Origin of the sequence: Saezia sanguinis (assembly GCF_963921665.1) — a bacterium.
In the GTDB taxonomy this organism is placed as follows: Bacteria; Pseudomonadota; Gammaproteobacteria; order Burkholderiales; family Burkholderiaceae_C; genus Saezia; species Saezia sanguinis.
In genome coordinates, this window is sequence record NZ_CAWUGC010000020.1 from 92,470 (window position 1) to 109,233 (window position 16,764).

The following is a 16,764-nucleotide window of genomic DNA, read 5'->3' on the forward strand; positions in this document are numbered from 1 at the left end:
TTTCCAACGGTGTTTTCCAATGGTTTTCACATGGCAAATCTGTAGCCGCACAAATGCAATACGCAGCACCCCGTCACAGCCACACCATCGGAATGTATTGTTGCCTGGAACGTCCCGGCAACCTGTGCATAACCCTGTTGGCAAGTTGTTGAAAAAGCCTGTATATCTGTGTGAACAAGCCGTGCATATTCCCGGCCTCCTCCCTTATAAAGGCTGCAATGACCATGCTCACGCGTTCCCTCACATGCAAAAATGTGACGGCTCACTATAATAAACACATTATCATCACCCTCAGGGTGAGACAAGGAGACCACGTTTCATGCGCTTTCAGCCAGTACTTGTTTTGCCGTTGTGTGCATTGGCTGCCAGCCAACCATGCACCGCTACCAGTTAAAAGTACAGGCTAAGCAGGAAAGCCTGCACGCACCAAACAGAACCATGCTGGCAGCGTTTGCAACCCTTCATAACAGCCAAACCAGCATATTGAAACAGACTGTCATTGAACCCTACGGATTTTTGACCATTTATTATTAACCAAGGATAACCTGATCATGCGTTTTCAATTTCTTCTTCCCGCCTTGCTTTGTGTCACTTTGGCTGCGTGCCAGACCTCAGCGCCATCCACTTCCGCCACTGAGACACGTCCTTCTGCGCAACCCACAGCACCGCAGACTGCCGCAGGCAACCCGTCTAACCGCGAGCTGGCACTGAAAATCTGCAGCGCCGACGCGCAGAAATGCAACTGCCTGGCTGACCAGATGCTGCAGACCCTGACCGCCAAGGAATGGAGCATTCTGAATGCCGCCTATAACAAAGACCCCAATCCACCTGCAGGCACTGCCGACAGTGACCTGCAACAGTTGGCTAATAAGCTCAACAGTGCAGACAGCGTCTGTAGCCGGTAAACTCCGTTTACAATGCGTGTGCGTTGTGCAGTGTTTTCAGAACATATATTATTTGACCCGACAAGCGCACCCGCATGATCTATAGATTTTGACACCAAGGAAAACATGATGAATTTGAAACAACTCTCTTTGCTGGCAATCAGTACCGTCTTTTTTGTTGGAACGGCTGCCGCCCAAACTCCCAACCCCAACAACAAAGAAGAAATGCGGCAATTGGTCATGACCATGTGCCCGGCCGAACAGGCACAGTCCTGCACCTGCCTGGCAGATAACATGGCCAAAGACCTGACCACCAAAGAATGGACCATCTTTATTGCCGCCATGCAAGATGCGCCGGAACCTCCGGCAGGCACAACCGAAGAAGAACTGGTGCAGTTTGCCACCAAGCTGCAAACCGCCCTGCAAAGCTGCCAGCCAGCAGGCAATTAAAATCTGCCGGCATACGCATCAGGAGCCTGATATCGCAGGATTTCAGGCTCCTTTTTATTTCACCCGCAACCCCAAACCACACGATTGCCACCATGAACATCCAACGACACATTTTGCTGCTGTTATGCCTGCCTTGGGTATGCCTGAGCGCTACAGCCCAGCCCACCGACATGAACGACACCCAACAATTGCGTGAATATGTTTATCAGCAATGTATCGCAGAAGAAGGCGAAGACAACGGCGGCTGCCGCTGCATTGCCGACGCGCTGGCACAGCAATTCAACACCAAGGAATGGGCTGTTTTCATCAGTGCGCTGAATAATTCAGACCAACTGCCCGCAGAGGTAACCATCAATGACCTCAACTCCATGCTCAGCAAAATGGAGCAGATCGACGCCAAGTGCAGCAATCTGTAAAAACCCTGCGCTGCCATAACACGAAAGCCATGCATTGCATGGCTTTTTTCATACCGTGTTTAGGCCTGAAACAGGTTTGCCATCAAAGCGAAAACCCCAGTGACAACTGGTCACAACCGCTGGCCTCCGGCTGGCGGCTGCTACTAGCCCTGGCACCACAGCGCTGTACGCTCAGTGCAGCAACACGTGTTTGCGCTTTCTGAGCCGAAGGCACACTGGCGGGCAGGCCAGCCCGCACTACCGGTGCAGCCACCTCTTGCTTCGGTATCTGCCGTTCTTTGCGCAAATCATGAATCACCTGGTTACTGCTGCCACGCCAGACCAGATTGGCGTCCTTGAGCGCCTCGACAAAACGGCCATCAATCAGCACATCCACCAGGTCAACCACGGCCATCTGCTCGCTGTCCAGTTCATCGAACGTATAGCCTGTCCATACCCAGATATCCTTGCCCGGACACTCCGCACGCACCCGCTGTACCAGCTTCAATACCGCCGCCACATTGCCGGGATACAGCGGATCACCGCCGGAAAGCGACACCCCCTGGCGATGGATGCGTTTATCCTTCAGGTCGGCAATGATCTTATCCTCCACCTCCTGCGTGAACGGCTTGCCCGAATCAGGCCGCCAGGTGCTCTTGTTGTAACACCCCTGGCATTTGTGGATGCATCCGGCAACAAACAGGGCGCAGCGCGTCCCCGGCCCGTTGACCACATCGACAGGATAATACCTATGATAATTCATGACGCTTCCCGTTACTTGTGCCAGCCCTGCCGCGCAGATTCAGCGCTGCAAGGCCGGTACTTTTATCATTCAGCCGGCAAACAGGCGTTCTGCTTTTTGGCCTGCATATCGCTTTCAGAAACACGCTCCTGATAAACCTTCTTGGCCTTGGCTGCCACTTCCCGCTCAGCCGCTTCATACTCGGTGTCCAGCCCCTCGTCCAGTTGTCCGTTGGACAAATGCTTGACGCGCCGTTTCACCTCTTCCTGCTTGCCTTTGTTGAACGGGCGTGCATCGGGGCTGCCCAGGTAACCGCACACGCGGCGCGTGACAGACACCTTGGCCGGGTCGTGGTTATGGCAGCTCGGGCAGGTAAAGCCTTTGCTGGTACACAGGAACTCGCCCATGTAGCCGCACTCATAACACTCGTCAATCGGCGTATTGGTGCCGTAGTAGGGCACATGCTCGTAGCTGTAGTCCCACACATCCTCCAGCGCTTTCAGGTTATGCTGCATGTTCGGATATTCGCCGTAGCAGATAAAGCCGCCGCTGGCCAGGTGCGGGTAAGGCGCTTCAAAATCCAGCTTGTCGTACGGGTCCACCTTCTTCTCCACATCCAGGTGGAAGCTGTTGGTGTAATAGCCCTTATTGGTCACGCCCTCAATTTCACCAAACTCGTTGATATCGAGCCGGCAGAAACGGTCACACAGGCTTTCGCTGGGCGTGCTGTACAGGCTGAAGCCGTAGCCGGTTTCCGCTTTCCAGCGTTTGGTCGCTGCAGACAGGTATTCAACAATTTCCAGCGCTTTGGCGCGCAGTTGCTCGCTGTCATACACATGCTGCCCATACAGCGCATTGATCATTTCATGAATGCCGATATACCCCAGCGAAATCGACGCACGGCCGTTTTTGAAAATATCGGCAATCGGGTCGTCCGCCTTCAGGCGCACGCCGCAAGCCCCTTCCATGTACAGAATGGGTGCGACGCGTGCCTTCACATTTTCCAGGCGGGCAATGCGTGTCAGCAGTGCCTTTTTGGCAATCGCCAGCCGTTCATCCAGCAACTGCCAGAAATGCTTTTCATCGCCCTTGGCTTCCAGCGCAATGCGCGGCAGGTTCAGGGTCACCACCCCCAGGTTGTTGCGCCCGTCATGCACCTCCTGCCCGTCCTCTTCATAACGGCTCAGGAAACTGCGGCACCCCATTGGCGTTTTAAACGACCCGGTCACTTCCACCACCCGGTCATAGTTCAAAATATCGGGGTACATGCGTTTGCTGGCACAATCCAGCGCCAACTGCTTGATGTCATAGTTCGGGTCTTCCGCTTTACGGTTCAGCCCCTCCTTGATCGCAAAAACCAGTTTGGGAAACACAGCCGTTTTGTGATTCTTGCCTAAACCGGCCAATCGGTTTTTCAAGATAGACTGCTGGATCAGCCGTGCTTCCCAACTGGTGCCCAGCCCAAAGCCAAACGTCACAAACGGTGTCTGCCCGTTGGCGGTGTGCAGGGTATTGACTTCATACTCCAGCGACTGGAACGCGTCATAACATTCTTTTTCAGTACGCGCCCGGGCATACGCCAAAGGATCTGCCACCTGCCACTCCTGCGCCACTTTCAGGTGCTTGTTGTAGCTCATCGTGACATATTTTTCCAAAATGGTGTCAATGCCATTGATGGTGGTGCCGCCGTAAATGTGGCTTGCCACCTGCGCGATGATCTGTGCGGTAACCGCTGTGGCGGTGGAAATCGACCGGGGTTCCTCAATTTCGGCATTGCCCATCTTGAAGCCCTTGGTCAACATGCCCTTCAGGTCAATCAGCATGCAGTTGAACATCGGGAAAAAGGGCGCGTAATCCAGGTCATGGTAATGAATCTCGCCCTTTTCATGCGCCTGCACCACATCACGCGGCAGAATATGCTCTTTGGCATAGTGGCGTGCAATGATACCGGCCAGCAAATCGCGCTGGGTCGGAATCACTTTGCTGTCCTTATTGGCGTTTTCCGTCAGCAACGTCATGTTGCTTTGCTCGATCAGCCCGCGGATTTCCTGATTCAGGCGGCCACGGCGTTCACGCGCCAGGTCGCGGTCATGCCGGTATTCAATATAGGCACGCGCCATCTGCTTGTAGGGGCCGGCCATCATCTGGTTTTCCACCGCGACCTGAATCTCGGCAATATCCACGGTCGGTTTGCCCTGCATCAGCGCGGCCACACAATGGGCCACATACGTACAGTAAGCATCGTCATCTACCTGACAGGCTTTGGCCGCTTTGACCACTGCATTTCTGATGAAAACTTCATCAAACGGCACACGACAACCATCACGTTTAATCACCATCGGATTCACGGCAGCACTCCTCGTTTTTTCAAAATTATGGGCCCACAGCAGCAACGGAGCCGGGAGCATCCCTTTTTTGAATGATAATTCAGGGAAACACTACATATAGTGTTGATGGAATGAATAATACCCCATCTATAGTGTTTAGTCCATCATCTGGAGGTACTAGTTATTTGATCTTCATCAAACGGTGTCCAACATTTTCTTGTATGTGGCAATCATAGTTACATGATTTGATTCAACAATTTAGGCGTTTTCTTCAAGTAGTTTCTAGAGTTGCCCAAGGGCAACAAACCATGAAGCCCGCAGGGATCAGTCCGCCTTACACCCAAAGAGTTATTTCGCCTGGCGAACCCCTGCTGCCCGCAGCAGCCATCTGGCTACCCACTGGTGTGCGCTGACCAGCATGATGCCGGCAAACACCGCCAGCGCCCCGACAATAAAGCCCGGCTCCAGCCGTTCATTCAACAGCACCACCCCAAACCCGACGCCAAACAGCGGCGTCAGGAAAGAAAACACACCCAGGCGCGACGCCAGATAACGGCGCAACAGCCAGAACCACATCAGAATGCTGAAAAAAGACACCACCAGCGTCTGGAACAGCAGGCTGCCCCACACCACCGGCGTCAGCACAAAATGCTGCTGTCCCATCCAGAACGCCGCAAGCGTCAGCAGCACAAACGTTACCAGCAGGTGGTACAGCATGGTCTGCCCGGCCGGGGTCTGCGACAGGCGCGAACTACGCACAATCGCCGTATTGCATGCCCAGGCCATTGCCGCCAGCAGTGCATAAAAATCACCTTTCAAAGCTTCACCGTTAATCCCGCCACCTGTGCCTGCACCGGATGCACCGCCAAAAAACGCATAAACGAGCCCGCCAAACGCCAGCGCAATCCCCAGCCATTGCAGGCGCGTCAGCCGCTCCTGCGGCAGCCGCCAGTGCAACAGCAAGGCAGCAAAAACCGGCGCCGTATACAAAAACACCACCACATGCGATGCACTGGTATACAGCAAAGCCTGCGCCACAAAAAAATACTCCAGCGCAAACATCAGCCCGGCCAGCAGACCCGGCACCATCGTTGCGCGCCAGGAAATCCAATCACGCCGCCACAGCACGACAGCAGCCATCAGCAGCGCCGAGCCACCGGAGCGCAGCGCAATCTGCGTCACCGGCGACATATCCGCCGCGCTCATTTTGATTACCACCTGCTGCAACCCCAGAATGGCGCACAGCAGCAGCATCAATGCACCGGCTTTGCCGTCTATATCTTTTCTCTCATTCACGATACACACCTGCCACCGGGCCGGACGGCCTTTGACTTCAACATGAACAACAGTATCACCGTGACTGAATCAATGGATATAATGAAATTATGACAACATGTTATGCAATGGCGACACCACCGCCAAATTGCAATCAACACAGAGCGAACACAATGCCCAAACCAGCCAGAACACGCATGCAACCTTTTGACGGCAATTCACCGATGCCGATCCACTTTCGCTATGACGTCATCCATGCCGCTTCCGGCTACCATGCGCATCAGCACGACCGGGGCGAATTCTATTACTCATTTTGCGGCGTCATGAACATCAAAACCGGCACCCAGCATTTTCTGGCACCACCCCAGTATGGCCTGTGGCTGCCGCCCGGTACCGCACACGAATGCACCAGCCTGCACGGCACCAGTTTTTGTGCCTTGTATATTGATGCCGCACTGGTCGGCCACCTGCCCGCCAACCCGTGTGCACTGACCATTGAACCACTGGTACGGGCCCTGCTGGAACACCTGCGCAGCGTGCCGGAGCACCAGTTGCGCAACGGCGAAACGCAGCGCCTGTTGCAGGTGCTGCTGGACCAACTGGCGCAGGCCCCGTGCAGCGGCAGCTACCTGCCCGGCTCCACCCATCCGGTACTGGCGCCCTTGCTGCAGACATTGCAGGCCAATCCGGCCGACGACCGCTCTCTGGCAGAACTGGCACAGCAGGCCCACATCAGCGAACGCACGCTGATGCGCTACTGCCGCAAAGAGCTTGGCATGTCATTGGCAGAATGGCGGCAGCGCCTGCGCATCATCAAAGCCATGGGCATGCTGGAAGCCGGCGACAAGGTGGAGAGCATTGCGCTGGACCTGGGCTACGCCAGCGCATCATCGTTCATTGCCATGTTCCGCAAAGCCACAGGCACCACGCCCGGCGAACTGCGACAGAACGCATAAGCCACAGGCAGGGGACATCCGCCCCCTTACTCACCAAGCAAATACCACACCGCCTAGCCCTGTTTCGCCAGTTGCGGCGTTACCGCAGGTGAAGGCGGATTTTCATGCGGGTATTCATGCTCGTGCGAAAGGTCATGCTCCACGGCCCGCTCATGGCTGCGGGCAATGCGTTTGAGCGCCGACCAGGTCGTCCATAACAGAATCAGCGCCGCAAATGCCAGAAACACCGCACTGATCGGTCGCGACAGAAACGTCATGCCGTCGCCTCCGCTGAGCTGCAACGCACGCCGCAGGTTCTCCTCCATCGGCGCACCCAGCACATACCCCAGCAGCAGCGGGGCCGGCTCAAACTTCAGCACATACAGAAAATAACCTACCATGCCGATGATGGCCGCCATGTAAATATCGTAATAATTATTCTGCTCGCTGAACACCCCCAGGCAAATGAAAATCAGAATCGCCGGAAACAGCCATTTAAACGGAATCTTCAACATACTGACCCATATGCTGATCAGCGGAATATTCAAAATCAGCAAAATAACGTTGCCAATGATGAAACTGATCACCAGCCCCCAGAACAGCCCCGGCTGTTCAGAAATCAGCATCGGCCCGGGCTGAATCCCATGGATCATCAGCGCCCCCAGCATGATGGCCATCACCGCGTCTCCCGGCAGTCCGAGCGACAGCGAAGGCACAAACGCCGTCTGCACCGCCGCATTGTTGGCCGCTTCCGGCGCGCTGACGCCTTCAATCGCGCCCTGCCCCAGTTCCTTCTTATGCTTGGCCACCTTCTTTTCTGTGGCATAAGCCATGAACGACGCAATCGACGGCCCCACCCCCGGCAACGTGCCCAGGAAAGAACCAATGGCGCTGCCACGCAGCATCGGCATGCCCGAACGCTTCCACTCCTCCTTGGTTGGCAGCATGGAACGCATGGTGATCTTCTTTTTCATCAGGCTGGTGTCATGCGGAATGTTGATGCTGTTGATCAGCTCTGCAATCCCGAACAGCCCCATCGCCAGCGCCACCAGCTTGATGCCGTCCATCAGCTCCGGCCGCTCAAACGTGAAGCGGAATTCACCGGTTTGCACATCGCTGCCCACCATGCTGATCAGCAGCCCCAGCACCACCATTGCCAGCCCCTTAGCCGGCGAACCCGAAGACAGTGTAGAAGCCGCCACCAGCCCCAGCAACATCATCGAAAACAGCTCGGCCGGCCCGAACTGCTGGGCTGCCTGCGCCAGCGCCGGCGAAAACAGCACCAGCAACACCAGCCCGATCAGTGCCCCGACAAACGATGCAATCGTCGTGATGAACAGCGCCAGCCCGGCCTTGCCTTTTTTCGCCATCGGGTAGCCGTCCAGACACGTCACCGCCGAAGAAGGCGCTCCCGGCAGATTCAGCAAAATGGATGCCGTTGAGCCGCCATACTGCCCGCCATAATACACACCGGCAAGCATCACAATGCCCGAGATCGGATCAATATTGAACGTAAACGGCAACAGCAGAGAAATCGCCGCCACCGAGCCAATACCGGGCAGCACGCCGATGATCATGCCCAGCAACACACCGAGAAAGCAATACCACAGCGTGGTCAGCGAGATGGCGGTCTGGAATCCAAGAATCAGGTTTTCAAGCATGGTTCAATCACTCCGTTATTTATCCGTTAGGCTGCATCAGACCGACCTGCTGCAAAAAAGCCGTGATGTTGTACATGTCCGGCCACACCGGAATAAACATATTGAGCCCATACTTGAAAACCGCCACGGTAATTGCGGTAATCGCCACGCACACCACAATGCGCTCCAGCCGCTTCATATCCTTGGCGGCGTACGAAGACAGCAGTGCCGTCACAAAAGTAGAAATCACCAGCCCCAGCTTATCCAGCAAAAAACCATACAGCAGCAGACTGATCACCACAAAAAAAGCATTCTTCCACTTGACCTTGATCGGCTTGCCTTCCTTGAACCATGCCGGCAGCGCCACCACCACGCCCAGAAATGCCAGCACCCAGCCTAACAGCACCGGGAAGTAACCGGGCCCCATCTCAGAGGTGGTGCCAAATTCATAATTTCTGCCATACAGCGCAAAAAACAAACCAACCGCTATCAGAAAAACGCCACCGATGACGTCATGATAATCACGTACCTTCATGAATCATTATCCTTATCCGAAAACCAAAAGACCTTTGCCATGCGGTGCTGCGGCACACCAGCGGCAAATGCGGCGTTTTCCGGAATTGCTGTGTCCACCGTTGCGGCGCAATGGTTGGGGCAACCGGAGGCACACAAGCACACGGCACGCCCTCTGGCAGCACCAGGCCAGACACAACAATTCTGCTATCGCATTGAACCGATACGGTTCATCAATGTCATGAAATTTGCAGGCCCTGTTTTTCCACCACTTCGCGATAGACCTGATACTCGTCTTGAATCTGCTTGGCAAACTCAGCCGGGGTATTGCCAATGACCATAGAGCCGGTATCTTCAATGCGCTTGATCACCTCCGGCTCCTTGAGGGCGACCAATGCGGCGGCATTGATCACCTGCACAACATCCTGCGGCAGCTTTTCCGGCCCGACCAGGCCGTAATAGGCCATGCGGTTCACCGGCTCAAGCCCCAGCTCCTTGAACGTCGGCACATCGGGCAGAATCGCTAAACGCTGAGGCGCTGCAACAGCAATCGGTACCAGCCTGCCGGCCTGAATAAACTGCAACGACGAAGGCAGGTTGTCAAACAGCATTGGCACATGTCCGGCCACCACATCGTTGAGCGCCGGGCCGGCACCGCGATACGGAATGTGTTTGACATTCAGCCCAGTCAAACTCTTATACAGCTCCATCAACATGTGCGTGATGGAACCCTGCCCAGTACTGGCATAGCTGTATTTCTCCGGGTTCTTTTTAATCTCGGCAACAAACTCCTCGTGATTTTTGGCCGGAAACGACGGATTCACCGCAATCACATTCGGGGTGGCTGCCAGGTTCACAATCGGGGTGAAATTTTTCACCGGGTCATACCCTACTTTGGGATTGATCGCCGGATTGGTTGCTGTCGTGGACACCGTTGCCACGCCAAGCGTATAACCGTCAGGACGAGCGCGCATCAAATCAAGCGCACCAATCACACCGCCACCACCGCCCTTGTTTTCCACCACAATGGTTGAGCCCAGCTCACGCGACATCGGATCACTGACCACACGCGCCACAATATCCGTGGTACCCCCGGCGGCAAACGGAACAATCAGCCGTATATTACGGCCTTTAGCAGGATAACTGCCCTGCGCCCAACCCCATGTATGCATACCGGCCAGTGCCATACCGGCAGTGACAGCGCTGATCAGTTGACGTCGTTTCATGTGTACTCCTTCACGGCATCCAGTGCCCGGTTGTCGTTTGCGAAACCGTAACAATGCCAAAGAAATAATTCCCTGTCATGCGGACTTTCCCTACAGAATCCTGTGTGATGAGATTACCCGCACCCATGAAAACCCTAGCCAATTTTTATGCGAGCATAAAAAAAGAGGGCCTGGGCCCTCTGCTGCAACACACTGTTTTTTTATTGTGCACAGTTCATGTTATCGCTTATCGGATATGCACCGCCATGCGTGCAGCGCCTTCAGCCAGCCTGGCAGATGCCGATTTATCCACCCAGGACGTACTGAGCAAATGCGTTGCGGCATCCCACGCAAAAGGCTGCTGCGTATAAGGGTTCAACCCTTGTGCTTCCAGCTTTTGCAAAAATGCATTGACTGCTTCGGCATTCTGCGTATCCACTCCAGCCCACAGCATGCGCTGCTTGGCATTGACCAGCGCCATATACACCTGCACATCGTAAAGCCTGCCAAGATAATCATCCATGCTGGGCAATGCCGTTTCCACCAGAATTCTCCCGACCATATTGCCCGGTGCATTGCTTTGGTCAGCCAGTGCAAACTGCTGCTGCATGACAGCCGCCATTTGTTCCGAAGTCTGCGTCAACCGCCCCTGCCTGAACAACTCAGACACCTGGGGCAATGTCAATGAAGCCCTTTCAATCGCCGGCTGAAACGACAGATAATAAATATTGCTGGTGGCATTGCCATCGTATTGCTGCGCAAATAAGGCCTTATCTATATCGGATGAAGGAGTGTGCTCCCCCATCAGCAGACTCACCTGATCCATGGCGGTCTCTTTATTCAGGGCATAGAACATCTGTATGCCAAAATCACGCTCGTTCATCAATGCTCCTGCCATGCCCTTTTGCTGCTCATCCGTCAGCGGGGCCAATAATGCAGTGAAACGCTTGGTCGCGATATGCTCCTGCATGAAAGGCATGTCCATCAATGCATTGACCACATGGAAATAGTTATATAAACGCCGTATGGCAATCATCTGTCCGATCAACGTACGGTCATGCGCCAGCATTCTGTCGCTGAATGCCCTTTCCTGCTCCAAAATCACAAACCCCTGTGCAGCATCTCCCGCCTCAAACGCCTCCATCGCCTGTGCCAGGCGAAGGTTGGACAGAATAGTGACATACTGGTACGAAGGCAAATAATCACTGGCTGTGTACAGATAGGTTCCATAATACGGCAGGCTGGTCACCTGCAAATACCTGTCCAGCGCTGCCGCATTGTTGGCCACCAGCGTATGGATGGCAGCTTTTTGCGCCAGTGTCTGCGCCACACAATCATGCGCTTGCAGATTGGTGCACGGAAACGCAAACCGCTCTCCACCCACTATCAGGTCAAGCTCCTGTCGCGCCCGCCCGTCGTAATAGCTTGTGATTTCCGGCGCTTTCAAATTGATATTTTGGGTTGCAAACATCTGTTCCAGGCGTGCATAGTTATCCTGTGCAATCCGGCTGCCTGCTGCCATGAAATCCACACCTTCCGGCGCATTGATCGCCAGCAGGCCGGCATATACATCCTGCCTGAGCACCGCTTCATCCGGTTTGGGTGGATGCAATATTTCAGCCACCTGTGGCAGCAGCTCTGTTCTCACAGGCTCAGCCCCAGCCCATGCCGAAACAGACAGCATCAAGGCTGCCACGACACTTCCCGATAGCATTCTGATATTCATATCCACTCCTGTTATTACCTTTTCAACCCAACCCCAAAACAAAACCGCATATTTAACGCATCGGTTCTATCTGCACCGCAATCAACAGGCTACCACCACCTAACAGTAGGTACTCTACCTGTCGTCCCGTGTGGCGTACTTGCCCGGCTCAGCTTCCCAATGGAATGGCTGCTGCATCTATGGGATCAAAACTCCTGGCCCCAATTGGCGCAGGCAAACCTCCACAGCATGATGCGCATCACAGTTTTATATTCATGCAATAAATGCATAATATAACACATATATACAACGCGATATAATACATGTTGCTTATGCGTAACGATTGAACACCATGAAAAAGGGAGCTCTTGCGAGCCCCCTTCGGGTCGACAACGATCCAGCAGTTACAGAGTCGTTATTCTTTAGGCGCAGTGGCGCGGATCAGGTGGTCAAAAGCACCCAATGCCGCTGTGGCTCCTGAGCCGATGGCAACCACAATCTGCTTGTAAGCCGTATCGGTACAGTCACCGGCAGCATAAACGCCCGGCACATTGGTTTCGCCGTGTTTGCCCACCACCACTTCACCGCGCCAGTTCAGATCCACCGTGCCTTTGAGCCAGTCGGTATTGGGCAACAGGCCAATCTGCACAAAAATACCTTCCACATCAATGCTCTTGGCTTCGCCGGTTACGCGGTCTTTGTAATTCAGGCCAGTGACCTTTTTACCATTGCCCACGACTTCGGTCGTCTGCGCATTGGTCAGCACTGCCACATTCGGCAGGCTGCGCAGCTTGCGCTGCAACACCGCATCGGCACGCATCTCTTCAGAGAACTCCAGCAGCGTCACATGCTCCACCACACCGGCCAGATCAATCGCGGCTTCAACGCCCGAATTACCACCACCGATCACCGCCACATTTTTGCCCTTGAACAGCGGGCCATCGCAGTGCGGGCAATACGTCACACCCCGGGTACGGTATTCTTTTTCGCCGGGCACATTCATATCGCGCCAGCGAGCCCCGGTAGAAATGACAACCGTTCTCCCCTTGAGCTTGGCGCCGCTTTCAAACTCGATCGTTATACCATCGTCTGCGGGCACCAGCTTGCTGGCCGTCTGCAGGTTCATGATATCGACATCGTAGCTGCGGGTATGCGCTTCCAGCGCAGCAGCCAGCTCCGGCCCCTGCGTTTCCTGCACAGAAATAAAGTTCTCAATTGACAGGGTATCAAGCACCTGCCCGCCAAAACGCTGTGCCGCCACGCCGACGTTCAGCCCTTTGCGTACGGCATAAATCGAAGCTGCCGCCCCGGCCGGGCCACCGCCAACCACCAGCACGTCAAACACGCCCTTGGCGTTGAGTTTTTCGGCTTCGCGCTGCGCGCTGCCAGTATCCAGCTTGGCCAAAAATTCTTCCACACCCATGCGCCCCTGGCCAAATACCTCACCATTGAGATAGATGGTGGGAACCGCCATGATCTGCAAACGGTCCACTTCATCTTGGAACAGTGCACCATCAATCGACTCCACATGAATGCTCGGATTGAGCACCGCCATGGTATTGAGGGACTGCACCACTTCCGGACAGTTCTGGCAGGAAAGCGACATATACACCGTAAAGTTATATTTGCCCTTGATCGCCTTGACCTGCTCAACCACGCTGGGATCCAGCTTGACCGGATAACCACCAACTTGCAACAACGCCAAAACCAGCGAAGTGAATTCATGCCCCATCGGAATCCCGGCAAACCGCAGGCTGATTTTTTCTCCGGGGGAATTCAAGGAAAACGAAGGCTTGTGCTGAACATCGTTGGTTACGATTTTCAGCGTCACTTGGTCTGAAAGCGACTCAACCTCCGACAGCAATGCCAGCATTTCGTTCGACTTTTCGCTGCCGTCCACAGAGGCAACGATCTCGATCGGACGAACGATCTTTTCCATGTACGTCTGTAATTGGCTTTTGAGTGCAGCATCCAACATAATGACCAGTACCTTTCTTGTTAATGTGTTTGTATTTGTAAAAAAGCCCGGGCACAGTCTGCCCGGGCCCATTTTGCCCAAGGGAGGGAACTGTTCTTGTTTTTAGATTTTACCAACCAGGTCCAAAGAAGGTTTCAGAGTCTTTTCGCCTTCTTGCCATTTAGCCGGGCAAACTTCGCCAGGGTGATTAGCCACATATTGTGCTGCTTTCACTTTACGCAAGAGTTCTGTTGCATCACGGCCAATGCCATTATCGTGAATTTCGCACAGTTTGATCTGGCCTTCAGGGTTGATCAGGAAGGTGCCGCGCAGTGCCAGACCTTCTTCTTCAATCATCACGTCAAAATTGCGGATGATGGTGCCGGTCGGGTCGCCCAGCATGTAGTATTTCACTTTGCCGATAGCTTCGGAAGTATCGTGCCATGCCTTGTGGCTGAAATGCGTATCTTGTGACACGGAATAAATTTCAACGCCCAGTTTCTTGAACTCGTCATAATGTTCGGCCAGATCTTCTAATTCTGTTGGGCAAACAAATGTAAAGTCAGCAGGATAGAACACCACCACGGACCAATGGCCCTTCAGGTCTTCACTGGAAACAGGCTCAAACTTGCCATTGTGGAAAGCAGTTGTTTTAAAAGGTTTAATTTCAGTATTAATCAAGGACATTACAGTTACTCCTGTTGGTTTTGTGTTGTCGATGTTGTAATGATACGGCCTCTCAACCAATAAATCCAATTGATTGATAAGATGATGTCGATTGATAAAATTTATCAATCATCCCGACGCCTCTGTCCGTACACCCCTACAAATACAGCCATAGCGGTGCGACCTGCCTATCATGCCTGAGAATCAGAAGTATTGCTCTGCGCAGTGGTATCCCCAATCAGGAAACAGGGGCCTGAATGAAAAACGGCTCCTCCTGCTGAAAAGCCGTTATCACTGCTCTGCCAACAGACCTATCCAACGTCAGAATCAAAGCACCCTGCGGATGGAAATCGGTTTGTAGTTGTCGAGATCCTCCACGCCTTCCTCTTTCAGCCGCTCGATAAATGCGCGAATGGCCTCCACATCGGCAAATAGCCCATGCGAATTCAGGTAGGACAATGCCCACGTGCGCTGCGGATAAGCGGTAATTTCCGATTCAATCAACGAGTACCCGCCTTCTGGCGAGCCAAAATCGTAGCCCTGGTGCTGGCCCAGCTCCTCGGTGCTGAGTTCAAGCAGCAAAGGATCATTGGCAGGCTGCTGCCGCCGCAACCCCTCCCACAATGCCTGGGCGGCCTGCAGGTCCGGGCACACCTGAATGTACTGTCCGTCATCCAGCTCATAAAAACGCAGGCTTTCACCAACTTTTTTCAGTTCCAGATAACAAGCCGGCCGGATCACCCCAAACTCCTGCGGCCAGATATCGCCTCCTAACCCAATATGCTCACAATTCAGGTGTTCTCTACAAAACTGGTCGGTCTCCTCCCAGTTGTACTTCACCACATACCACGATGGACTCATTGCTTGTCTCCTCTTCAAGATATTGAAAAGAGCCGGTTTTTCCGTTTTTTACTGTACCGACTTTCCAAGCTTACCCGTTTTTTCACAGTTTGCAAACAAGCGAAAACCATAAGCCCTAGCCCTGCGGACGCCCGAGCAGTTTTCTGCAGCACCGGCAATCGCATACACTCGCTGTTTCAGCATTCAAAACACTCCATCCAGAAGAACATCATCACCATGCCTGCAACGCTTCTGTCCTACCTGTGTCTGGCAACCAGCATGGCCCTGGTCGGCATCTACGTGGGCTTGTCCAAACCACTGCTGGCCATTTTCCCCGTCATATTGCTGGCATGGCTGCGCTATGCCATCGCGGCGGTCGTCATGGTCGGCTGGCTCAAACGCGCCCCCGACGAAGCACCAATGGGCTTGCGCCAGATACTGTTGCTGGCCAGCGGCGCGCTCATCGGCAATTTTCTGTTCACCTTGTGCATGCTCACCGGCGTCAAACTCACCTCGGCACTGTCAGCCGGCATTGTCATGGCCGGCATTCCGGCCGCAGTGGCACTGCTTTCACGCATTCTTTTGGGCGAACGCATTGCCCGCCGCACGCTGGCAGCCATTGCCTGCGCGGTACTGGGCATTGCACTGCTGGCCATTGCCAACCTTGTCGCACAGCCCGCATCGACTACCGATACAGCCCAAACCGGCACAGCAGGGCAGACCCTGCTCGGGCATGCGCTGCTGCTGGCAGCCGTTTTCTGCGAAGCCTGTTACGTCGTTATCGGCAAACAGCTTTCCGGGCGCGTTTCAGCCAAACGCATCAGCGCCTACCTGAACCTGTGGGGCTGGATTTTTGCCATGCCCATAGGCACCTACCTGCTGCTCCGGTTTGATTTTTCCACGGTAGGCTGGCAGCAATGGGGCCTGCTGCTGTTTTACGCCCTGTGTGCCAGCATGGTCACCGTATGGCTGTGGATGACCGGGCTGAAAACCATCCCTGCATCCTCTGCTGGCATCTTCACCACCATGCTGCCCATCAGCGCCACGCTGGTGGGTATTGCGCTGGGAGAACAGTTTACCGGGATACATGCCCTGGCTTTTACGCTGGCCTTATGCGGTGTGGTGCTGGCAACCTGGCCCAAACGCGGCCCAGCTATTCTGCAGGCAAACCACCCCGACCATGAAAAACTGGAAAAACCGCTGAAATAAATTCCCCGCTGCGCTGACATG

Annotated in this window: 15 protein-coding genes; 5 read left to right on the plus strand and 10 right to left on the minus strand. The window is 54.3% G+C overall.

The annotated features are described in order from the left end of the window. Window positions 1–551 precede the first annotated feature (551 nt). The 3 genes from AACY98_RS14755 to AACY98_RS14765 all read left to right on the plus strand — a co-directional run bounded on the left by AACY98_RS14755 (window position 552) and on the right by AACY98_RS14765 (window position 1,750). Entirely contained in the window at window positions 552–905 is a 354-nt protein-coding gene (locus AACY98_RS14755; protein ID WP_126980576.1) for a hypothetical protein, read from the plus strand. A gap of 105 nt (window positions 906–1,010) precedes the next feature. Then, entirely contained in the window at window positions 1,011–1,334 is a 324-nt protein-coding gene (locus AACY98_RS14760) for a hypothetical protein (RefSeq protein WP_126980577.1), read from the plus strand. Window positions 1,335–1,426: 92 nt separating this feature from the next. Next, window positions 1,427–1,750, plus strand: a complete 324-nt coding sequence (locus tag AACY98_RS14765) for a hypothetical protein (protein WP_339806245.1) — start codon at window positions 1,427–1,429, stop codon at window positions 1,748–1,750. 82 nt (window positions 1,751–1,832) lie between these two features. Here the strand turns inward: AACY98_RS14765 and nrdG are convergent, their stop codons facing one another. The 3 genes from nrdG to AACY98_RS14780 all read right to left on the minus strand — a co-directional run bounded on the left by nrdG (window position 1,833) and on the right by AACY98_RS14780 (window position 6,094). Continuing rightward, entirely contained in the window at window positions 1,833–2,492 is a 660-nt protein-coding gene (nrdG, locus tag AACY98_RS14770) for an anaerobic ribonucleoside-triphosphate reductase-activating protein (protein ID WP_339806248.1), read from the minus strand. Window positions 2,493–2,557: 65 nt separating this feature from the next. Next, complete coding sequence (nrdD, locus tag AACY98_RS14775) at window positions 2,558–4,810, minus strand: anaerobic ribonucleoside-triphosphate reductase (RefSeq protein ID WP_204250894.1); 2,253 nt, start codon at window positions 4,808–4,810, stop codon at window positions 2,558–2,560. 336 nt (window positions 4,811–5,146) lie between these two features. Then, the gene (locus AACY98_RS14780; RefSeq protein ID WP_339806250.1) at window positions 5,147–6,094 is read right to left on the minus strand and encodes a DMT family transporter; all 948 of its coding nucleotides are present in this window, start codon (window positions 6,092–6,094) and stop codon (window positions 5,147–5,149) included. Between the two features lie 152 nt (window positions 6,095–6,246). Between AACY98_RS14780 and AACY98_RS14785 the strand changes: the two genes are divergently transcribed. Next, window positions 6,247–7,029: an AraC family transcriptional regulator gene (locus AACY98_RS14785; protein ID WP_339806252.1), complete on the plus strand. Its 783-nt coding sequence runs from the start codon at window positions 6,247–6,249 to the stop codon at window positions 7,027–7,029. A gap of 53 nt (window positions 7,030–7,082) precedes the next feature. Here the strand turns inward: AACY98_RS14785 and AACY98_RS14790 are convergent, their stop codons facing one another. The 7 genes from AACY98_RS14790 to AACY98_RS14820 all read right to left on the minus strand — a co-directional run bounded on the left by AACY98_RS14790 (window position 7,083) and on the right by AACY98_RS14820 (window position 15,555). Then, window positions 7,083–8,669 carry a tripartite tricarboxylate transporter permease gene (locus AACY98_RS14790; protein ID WP_339806255.1) on the minus strand — a complete coding sequence of 529 codons (1,587 nt, stop codon included), beginning with the start codon at window positions 8,667–8,669 and terminating at the stop codon, window positions 7,083–7,085. Between the two features lie 19 nt (window positions 8,670–8,688). Continuing rightward, entirely contained in the window at window positions 8,689–9,183 is a 495-nt protein-coding gene (locus AACY98_RS14795) for a tripartite tricarboxylate transporter TctB family protein (RefSeq protein WP_126980583.1), read from the minus strand. 217 nt (window positions 9,184–9,400) lie between these two features. Then, entirely contained in the window at window positions 9,401–10,387 is a 987-nt protein-coding gene (locus tag AACY98_RS14800) for a tripartite tricarboxylate transporter substrate binding protein BugE (RefSeq protein WP_339806258.1), read from the minus strand. A 226-nt stretch (window positions 10,388–10,613) separates the two neighbouring features. After that, window positions 10,614–12,092, minus strand: a complete 1,479-nt coding sequence (locus tag AACY98_RS14805; protein WP_339806260.1) for a hypothetical protein — start codon at window positions 12,090–12,092, stop codon at window positions 10,614–10,616. A gap of 394 nt (window positions 12,093–12,486) precedes the next feature. After that, window positions 12,487–14,049, minus strand: coding sequence for an alkyl hydroperoxide reductase subunit F (gene ahpF / locus AACY98_RS14810; RefSeq protein ID WP_126980586.1), 1,563 nt, complete (start codon window positions 14,047–14,049; stop codon window positions 12,487–12,489). Window positions 14,050–14,151: 102 nt separating this feature from the next. Continuing rightward, on the minus strand, window positions 14,152–14,715 hold the full coding sequence (gene ahpC / locus AACY98_RS14815) for an alkyl hydroperoxide reductase subunit C (protein WP_126980622.1): 564 nt from the start codon (window positions 14,713–14,715) through the stop codon (window positions 14,152–14,154). A 306-nt stretch (window positions 14,716–15,021) separates the two neighbouring features. Further along, on the minus strand, window positions 15,022–15,555 hold the full coding sequence (locus AACY98_RS14820; RefSeq protein ID WP_126980587.1) for a hypothetical protein: 534 nt from the start codon (window positions 15,553–15,555) through the stop codon (window positions 15,022–15,024). Between the two features lie 216 nt (window positions 15,556–15,771). On the opposite strand from AACY98_RS14820, the gene AACY98_RS14825 reads away from it, so the two are divergent. Then, window positions 15,772–16,743, plus strand: a complete 972-nt coding sequence (locus tag AACY98_RS14825; protein WP_339806265.1) for a DMT family transporter — start codon at window positions 15,772–15,774, stop codon at window positions 16,741–16,743. Window positions 16,744–16,764: the final 21 nt, after the last annotated feature.

Bases quoted from the DNA above. Each gene is read 5' to 3' on its own strand.
- AACY98_RS14765 (WP_339806245.1), top strand. From the start codon at position 1,427: ATGAACATCCAACGACACATTTTGCTGCTGTTATGCCTGCCTTGGGTA.
- nrdD (WP_204250894.1), bottom strand. From the start codon at position 4,810: ATGGTGATTAAACGTGATGGTTGTCGTGTGCCGTTTGATGAAGTTTTC.
- AACY98_RS14800 (WP_339806258.1), bottom strand. From the start codon at position 10,387: ATGAAACGACGTCAACTGATCAGCGCTGTCACTGCCGGTATGGCACTG.
- AACY98_RS14820 (WP_126980587.1), bottom strand. From the start codon at position 15,555: ATGAGTCCATCGTGGTATGTGGTGAAGTACAACTGGGAGGAGACCGAC.
- AACY98_RS14790 (WP_339806255.1), bottom strand. From the start codon at position 8,669: ATGCTTGAAAACCTGATTCTTGGATTCCAGACCGCCATCTCGCTGACC.
- AACY98_RS14825 (WP_339806265.1), top strand. From the start codon at position 15,772: ATGCCTGCAACGCTTCTGTCCTACCTGTGTCTGGCAACCAGCATGGCC.
- AACY98_RS14805 (WP_339806260.1), bottom strand. From the start codon at position 12,092: ATGAATATCAGAATGCTATCGGGAAGTGTCGTGGCAGCCTTGATGCTG.
- AACY98_RS14760 (WP_126980577.1), top strand. From the start codon at position 1,011: ATGATGAATTTGAAACAACTCTCTTTGCTGGCAATCAGTACCGTCTTT.
- AACY98_RS14795 (WP_126980583.1), bottom strand. From the start codon at position 9,183: ATGAAGGTACGTGATTATCATGACGTCATCGGTGGCGTTTTTCTGATA.
- ahpF (WP_126980586.1), bottom strand. From the start codon at position 14,049: ATGTTGGATGCTGCACTCAAAAGCCAATTACAGACGTACATGGAAAAG.
- nrdG (WP_339806248.1), bottom strand. From the start codon at position 2,492: ATGAATTATCATAGGTATTATCCTGTCGATGTGGTCAACGGGCCGGGG.
- ahpC (WP_126980622.1), bottom strand. From the start codon at position 14,715: ATGTCCTTGATTAATACTGAAATTAAACCTTTTAAAACAACTGCTTTC.
- AACY98_RS14785 (WP_339806252.1), top strand. From the start codon at position 6,247: ATGCCCAAACCAGCCAGAACACGCATGCAACCTTTTGACGGCAATTCA.
- AACY98_RS14755 (WP_126980576.1), top strand. From the start codon at position 552: ATGCGTTTTCAATTTCTTCTTCCCGCCTTGCTTTGTGTCACTTTGGCT.